The 7,399-nt window shown below is 29.1% G+C and carries 5 protein-coding genes; 4 read left to right on the forward strand and 1 reads right to left on the reverse strand.

Annotation, left to right across the window (positions count from 1 at the left end; genetic code table 11):
* Window positions 1-58: 58 nt before the first annotated feature.
* The 4 genes from ACRDBA_RS02885 to ACRDBA_RS02900 all read left to right on the forward strand — a co-directional run bounded on the left by ACRDBA_RS02885 (window position 59) and on the right by ACRDBA_RS02900 (window position 6,268).
* A complete protein-coding gene (locus tag ACRDBA_RS02885; RefSeq protein ID WP_438571430.1) occupies window positions 59-406 on the forward strand; it encodes a DUF1540 domain-containing protein in 348 nt (115 codons plus the stop codon).
* 648 nt (window positions 407-1,054) lie between these two features.
* The gene (gene glmS / locus ACRDBA_RS02890; RefSeq protein ID WP_438571431.1) at window positions 1,055-2,881 is read left to right on the forward strand and encodes a glutamine--fructose-6-phosphate transaminase (isomerizing); all 1,827 of its coding nucleotides are present in this window, start codon (window positions 1,055-1,057) and stop codon (window positions 2,879-2,881) included.
* A gap of 15 nt (window positions 2,882-2,896) precedes the next feature.
* The gene (locus tag ACRDBA_RS02895; protein WP_438571432.1) at window positions 2,897-3,058 is read left to right on the forward strand and encodes a hypothetical protein; all 162 of its coding nucleotides are present in this window, start codon (window positions 2,897-2,899) and stop codon (window positions 3,056-3,058) included.
* 228 nt (window positions 3,059-3,286) lie between these two features.
* Complete coding sequence (locus tag ACRDBA_RS02900) at window positions 3,287-6,268, forward strand: immunoglobulin-like domain-containing protein (protein ID WP_438571433.1); 2,982 nt, start codon at window positions 3,287-3,289, stop codon at window positions 6,266-6,268.
* A gap of 106 nt (window positions 6,269-6,374) precedes the next feature.
* Here the strand turns inward: ACRDBA_RS02900 and ACRDBA_RS02905 are convergent, their stop codons facing one another.
* Window positions 6,375-7,100, reverse strand: coding sequence for an NAD-dependent protein deacylase (locus ACRDBA_RS02905; protein ID WP_438571434.1), 726 nt, complete (start codon window positions 7,098-7,100; stop codon window positions 6,375-6,377).
* Window positions 7,101-7,399 lie beyond the last annotated feature (299 nt).

Consider the following 7,399-nt stretch of genomic DNA (forward strand, 5'->3'; position numbering starts at 1 on the left):
TTCAGCATGTACATCAGATGAAACTTGTTGCTCAAGCTTCTGTTGTAAATAACTTAATATGACTTTCTTAAATTGTAATGTAAGCTATTGTATATTTAATAAAAATAATAAATGTGTAAATAGTTGTACAATTATAGGAAATGAATTAGCTTCACAGTGTAGAACTACACATTGTAATTCTTTTGAAAAAAGAAAAAACGCTATTGATAATGTAATATCAACTAGTGAAAATACAAGGTTAATATGCAAAGCTACAAATTGTAAAAATAATAGATATGAAGAGTGTATTATTAATAGTATAAATATTTACGGAGATAGCAATGTATCTAGTTCGTATGATACTCATTGTGGTAATTTTATATTATCAGAAAATATACATTTGAATTTTCTAGATTCTAATTATTAAAGACTCATTTAAAAATGAGTCTTTTTTTTATGCGAAAAATGTATACATATGTCTAGACCTCTATATGTATAGTTGTTATCAGAAGTAAACGAGAGAAAACTAGAGAGATATAGAAATAATTAAATTAAATAGTGAAATATGATTAAATTTAAATAAAAACACTTGAATTTAATAAAAAAGATGATAAAATTAGTGTATCATTTAAACAAATTTGCATAGTATATATTATTAATAAAAAAGAATGGAAGTGATAAAAAGTTAAGATTAGAATTAAAAAGCGCCAGGACTTAGGTGTGAGAAAACTCAGCTTGAAGCTGAGTAAGTTCGTTTAGTAAATCAAAGATTTAGAAGAGAAAAGGAAACTCAGCTTACAGCTGAGTAAATTCGCTTAGCTAAATCAAAGATTTAGAAGCTCACTTAAGTTGACGAGGTTGGGGAGTATCGAAACTTCGGCGGGTGCCCCACGGTATTTGCACACTACCGTTAACGACTAACAAAGATGTAAGGTGACTTACATTACAATATTAGTCTGGTGTTAAAACCTTCAGTAGAGAGAGTTCAGAAGGATTCGTTTATAGCAAGGCTCTCTTTTATAAAAAACACAAGTAATAAAAAAACATTTAGAAAAGAAAAGGAAGGAAGATATTTATGTGCGGAATAGTTGGATATGTAGGAAAAAATGAGGCATCTCAAATTTTAATAGATGGATTATCAAAATTAGAATATAGAGGATATGATTCAGCAGGAGTTGCAATTATAGAAAACAATGATATAAAGGTAAAAAAATTTAAAGGAAGACTTAAAAATTTAGCAGAAAACTTAAAAAGTGACCCTTTAAAAGGAAAAATAGGAATTGGTCATACTAGATGGGCAACTCATGGTGAGCCTTCAGATATAAATTCACATCCTCATAGTAATGGAAATGTAACTATAAGTGTAGTTCACAATGGAATAATAGAAAATTATATAAAGCTAAGAGAATGGCTAGGATCAAAGGGATATGAGTTTGATTCAGAAACAGATACTGAAGTTATTCCTAATTTAATAGATTATTACTATAGGGGAGATTTACTTGAAGCTGTAATAAAGGCTACATCTAAGATGGAAGGAAGCTATGCAATTGGAGTAGTTTGTAAAAATGAACCAGACAAGCTTGTTGCAGTTAGAAAGGATAGCCCTTTAATTGTTGGTATCGGAAAGGATGAGTATTTTATAGCATCAGACATTCCAGCAGTTTTATCATATACAAGAGATGTATATTTATTAGAAGATAAAGAGTTTGTAGTAATAGACAAGAATGGAATAGAAATTAAAACTGAAGATAGAGAAGAAGTGAAAAAAGAAATATATCATGTTACATGGGATGTAGATGCAGCTGAAAAAGGTGGATATGAAGACTTTATGCTTAAGGAAATCCATGAGCAACCAAAAGCAATAAAAGACACTTTAACATCACGTGTTCATATTAATGAAAAAGTAGTGTTAGATAATATAAATATAACAAAAGAAGAGTTAGAGAATTTTGATAGAATATTTATAGTTGCATGCGGGACAGCTTATCATGCAGGGTTAGTAGGTAAAACAGCAATAGAAAAAATAGCTAAGATACCTGTAGAAGTAGATATAGCATCAGAGTTTAGATATAGAGAACCTTTAATAACAGAAAAGTCATTATTAATAGTAGTAAGCCAATCAGGGGAAACAGCAGATACATTAGCTGTATTAAGAGATGCAAAAAAATTAGGGGCTAAGGTTCTAGCAGTTACTAATGTAGTTGGTAGCTCAGTATCTAGAGAGGCACATCATGTATTATATACTTGGGCAGGGCCAGAAATAGCAGTAGCGTCAACAAAGGCTTATGAAACTCAATTAATTGCAATGTATATATTAGCAATTTATTTAGGAGAGACAAAGGGAACTTTAGATAATGGACAAGCAGAAGAATTAAAGTCAGAATTATTATCACTACCAGAAAAGGTAGAAAAGATAATTAAAAGTAAAGATGAGCTACAGAAATTTGCATCAAAAAATTATGCTCATAAAGACTTATTCTTTTTAGGTAGAGGAGTAGATTATGCAGTTGCTTTAGAAGGGTCTTTAAAGCTAAAGGAAATATCATATATTCATTCAGAAGCATATGCTGGAGGAGAATTAAAGCATGGACCAATTGCATTAATAGAAAAGGAAACTCCTATTATAGCATTATTAACAGAAGATAGATTAAAGGATAAGATGATAAGCAATATAAGAGAAGTTATTACAAGAGGAGCAGAAGTTTTTGTAATAGCAAATGAAGGTGATAAAGAGGCTGAAAAGGTGGGAAAAGAAGTAATATATATTCCTAAAACTCATCCTTTATTATCAGCAGTATTAGCCGTAGTTCCATTACAATTAATTGCATATTATATTGCAAAGCAAAAAGGTTGCGATGTAGATAAGCCACGTAATCTTGCAAAATCTGTTACAGTTGAATAAATGGGGGAGAGAATTATGAAAGATAAATTAATAAAGCTTATAGATGAATATAGAGAAACTGAAAAATGCTTAAATATGGGTTTAGAGTGGTTACAAGAAAAAGATTACGCTCAAGGCAAATTAGATATAGTAAAGGTAATAATAGAAGACCTTGAAAAATTAGTAGAAGAAGTTTAAAAGATAGAAGGATTATGTATAAAAAAGATACATAATCCTTTTTTTATATATAAAATATAAAAAAATACTAAAAACATATAAAAATAATTTTTAACAGATTTATAAAGATGAAAATATATATCAATAACACTAGAAACTACAGTTAATACCTTATATAATTACATTAAAATATAATAATAAAGTTTATTAGTAAATAATAAATTGTAATTATAAAAGGGGGCAAGCTTTATGAAAAATAAAATATTAGCAAGTATTTTATCCGTAATGTTATTTTCAAGTCACTTTTCAATACCAGTTTATGCAATAGCCAATAATGAAGAATCTATTGAAGAGTTGGAGGAAAGTACAAGTCATTTACCAAATTACAATGAATTATATGGAGAAGAGATTGTAGATAATGAACCACAAGTGATTTTAAATACAAAGGAAAAATCAGTACAGGAATTATCTTATATTTCAGTGTTTATTGAATTTCCAGATCAAACTACTATTTCCTTAGATGATAAGAATTCACTGGCTATAGCTGATAAGGTGATGAATAGCGGAGGAAGTCAAATAAGTATAGGAAATAAAATTATTCCTATTATATCTTTAAAAGATTATTTAAATAAAGCTAGCTATGGAAAGCTTAATTTAACAGCTAGTTTTTTTCCAAAAGATATAAATAATGAAGTTAAATCATATATATCAAGTAAACCAAGAAGTTATTATGTAAAAAAATCATCAACAAATCCTAATGGATACTCTACTACAGCAGATCAAAGGACTCGTGAAAGAGAATTAATAAATGAAGCAATGGCTGCAATAAAGGATTCGGTTGAAGCAAGTCTTTCACCTGAAAGTATTGATTCAGGAAATGATGGAATAATTGATGCTATAAGTTTTTTTGTTGAATCACCATTATCAAGTTCAGACGTTGCTTGGGGAGATTTATTATGGTCACATAAAACTAATGGTTACTCTAGTACAACTATTCATGGAAAGAGGTTGGATTCCTATAACTTAATATCAGTAAAGGATCCTAAATCACCTGGAGGACCATTTTCATATAGTGAATCAACAGGAACTTTATGGGCTAATAGAGCAAGTTATGGAGTAATACATCATGAATATATGCATACATTGGGATTACCTGATTTATATAGAGGTAATGGAAATGGACAGCCTATTGGATTTTATGACTTAATGGCTGATACTAGTGGATATATTCCACAAGAAGTTTTAAGTATTTTGCAAAGAGATTGGCTTAGGTGGGGAGAGGCTATTGAAAAAGTAGTTAGTAAAAAAACTATAACATTAGAAAGACCTAAGTATGCTAGAGAAAATGAAAAAACATCTATCAAGGTCTATTCCCCATTAAAATCTGATGAATACTTTGTAATAGAATTTTATGAAAAACCAGTTGATAATCCAACATTACAAGTAGGTAGAAGTGATGGATTAATAATATATCGTGTAAATTCTAATATTAGTAGTGGAAATATAAATGGTATAGCTGATGGAAGTTTAGATTATCTTTATGTATTTAGACCAGGAGATAATGATAAGCTAAACCAAGGAAATGGAATACTTACTGATGCTGTAGTATTTGCAAATCAAGGTAATACATATGGTAAAACATTAGATGAATCAAATGGGTTATGGGATTCAAACTCTATATATTTTAGTAATGGAGAAAATAGTGGAATAAAGGTAGAAGTAAAAAACTCTACACCAGATACAATTACCTTTGAAGTTTTACTCCCTAGCATTATGGGAGTAGGAAGTAAGGAAGATCCATATATAATTTCTAAGGCTGAAGATTTTAAAATAATAGAGGGAAATCTAGATAAATACTTTAAGCAAATAAATGACATTGATTTTAATGGAGTTGATTTTAAAAGTATTCCTAATTTTAAAGGAAATTATGATGGAAATGGAAATACTATAAAAAATATAAATATATCAAATGGTTCAGGGATTTTTGATAGTATTGATACTAATGGAACAGTATCTAATTTGCTTATTGAAAATATAAATGTATTTAATATGGTAGAGGGACATGCTGGTGTTATAGCAGGAACTCATTCAGGAAAAATATCTAATGTTGGAATTACGTCTGGAACTGTAAGAGGAACAATAACATCATGGAAATATCAAGGTGTAGGGGGGCTTGTAGGAACAGCTATAGATGGATCAACAATAGAGCATAGCTATAGTAGCGCAGCTGTTTTAAGTGGGCATAATACTGGAGGTTTAGTTGGATTAAACCAAAACTCAAAAATTAGTTATAGTTATGCTAATGGAAGAGTGGAAAATGGACAAACTTCATCAGGAGCATTAATTGGTGGAGAGTTTATAATGAGTCCTACAAAGTTTAATGAATTAATAAATTGTGCTTTTGATGTAGATAAAACAGGACAATCTAAAGGCCAACAAAATAGAGAGTTATCTAATGTTATAGGATACAAAAAATCAGGAGATATTATATTAGATTTATCAGAAGTAAATAAAGCTAATGCTCCTATAATTACTAATGGTACTGGTACAAATATTAGTTATTCTACTATTATTGGAGATAATTCAATAGCCACAGTAGATTCAAATAACAATATTTCAGCAAAAAAGGTTGGAGCTACATATGGAGAGGCAAGTATACAAGTTGGTAATAATGTAATGAAGGTAAGGTTTGATATAAATGTAATAGATACTAAGAAGATAAACACTTTACCAAGAATTACAACATCAACGTATATAACAATTTATGCTAATGAAAGTTTTAATCCACTAACTTATGCAGCAGCTTATGATGCAGAGGATGGAGATATTTCTGATAAGGTTACAGTTATGTATAACAATGTTAATATAGCTAAGGTTGGAACATATGGATTAAAATATGAGGTCATAGATAGTGACGGAGGAAGAACATCTAGAACTTGTACTGTAGAAGTATTGAAGAGGCCACCAAATTCTAAACCTGTAATAGAGATTGATGAAAACAAAACTACAATTAAGGTGGGAGATAAATTCAATCCATTAGATATTGTAAAAATAACAGATGCAGAAGATGGAGTAATTAAACCTAAATTAGAGCATGTTTTAATAAATAAAGTAAATGTAACTAAGGCTGGAGAATATAGCATTAAATATGGAGTTTACGATAAGGGTGGAGCTTACTCAACTATATCAACAACAATAAAGGTTATTGAAAATACAAATAAAAATTTATAAGAATATAAGTTTTTATTTCAGTACATAAAGAAGTAAAGCTATTAAAAAATTAGGCTATCTAAAAGGATTTTTATAGTTAAAATACTTTTAAGATAGCCTAAAATATTTAAATTGAGTTACCTAAAACTAAATCAATATCATCATTTATTATTAAAGTAGCTTTACTATCAGCAGAAGTAGAACTTTTATTTATTAAAATAAGATTTTTTCCTTTAAAGTAATTTATAAGACCAGCAGCAGGATAAACAACAAGAGATGTTCCACCTATTATTAATGTATCTGCTTTAGAAATAGCATCTATTGAGCCTCTAATAACATCATCATCTAAGCCTTCTTCATAAAGAACTACATCAGGTTTAACTCTTCCACCACATTTAGTACAAGTAGGTATTTCCTTTGAGTTAAGTATAAAGTCAACATCGTAAAACTCATTACAATTAACACAATAATTTCTATGAACAGAGCCATGAAGTTCAAATACATTTTTAGAGCCAGCCGCTTGATGAAGTCCATCAATGTTTTGTGTAATTATAGCTTTAATTTTCCCCAGCTTTTCAAGCTTAGCTAGCGAAATGTGTGCATTATTTGGCTGTGCCTGTGGATAAATTAATTTAGATTTATAAAAATTAAAGAATTCCTTTGGATATCTCATATAAAAAGTATGTGAAACTAATTGTTCAGGAGTAAAGGTTATATTTAGCTTTTCATTAAATAATCCATTGGAGCTTCTAAAATCAGGTATTCCAGAGGCTGTACTTACTCCAGCTCCGCCGAAAAACACGATATTATTACTATTTTTAATTATTTCAGATAATTTTTCAGTTTTAGTCATATAAGTCACCTTTCTTATGATATTATTTAAATTTATTATCTCACAATTAATAATAGATTTACACCAAAAGTGTAGTGTTTTAATATAAGTTAGATTTGTTTTTATATTTCAAATTTAAATAAAAAGTTAACATAATCTATGAAACATAATGAAACATTCTGAATAGTATATAATATAAAACTAATGATAGGGGGCAATTATATGTCAAGAAGATGTTGTTGTAGAAGGTGCTGCTGTAGAGGCTGTTGTTGTAGAAGATTTGGATTCTTCCCAGGATCATTATTCTTATTACCATTTTT

The sequence above is a fragment of the Clostridium sp. genome (genome assembly GCF_051654825.1).
Classification (GTDB): Bacteria; Bacillota; Clostridia; order Clostridiales; family Clostridiaceae; genus Clostridium.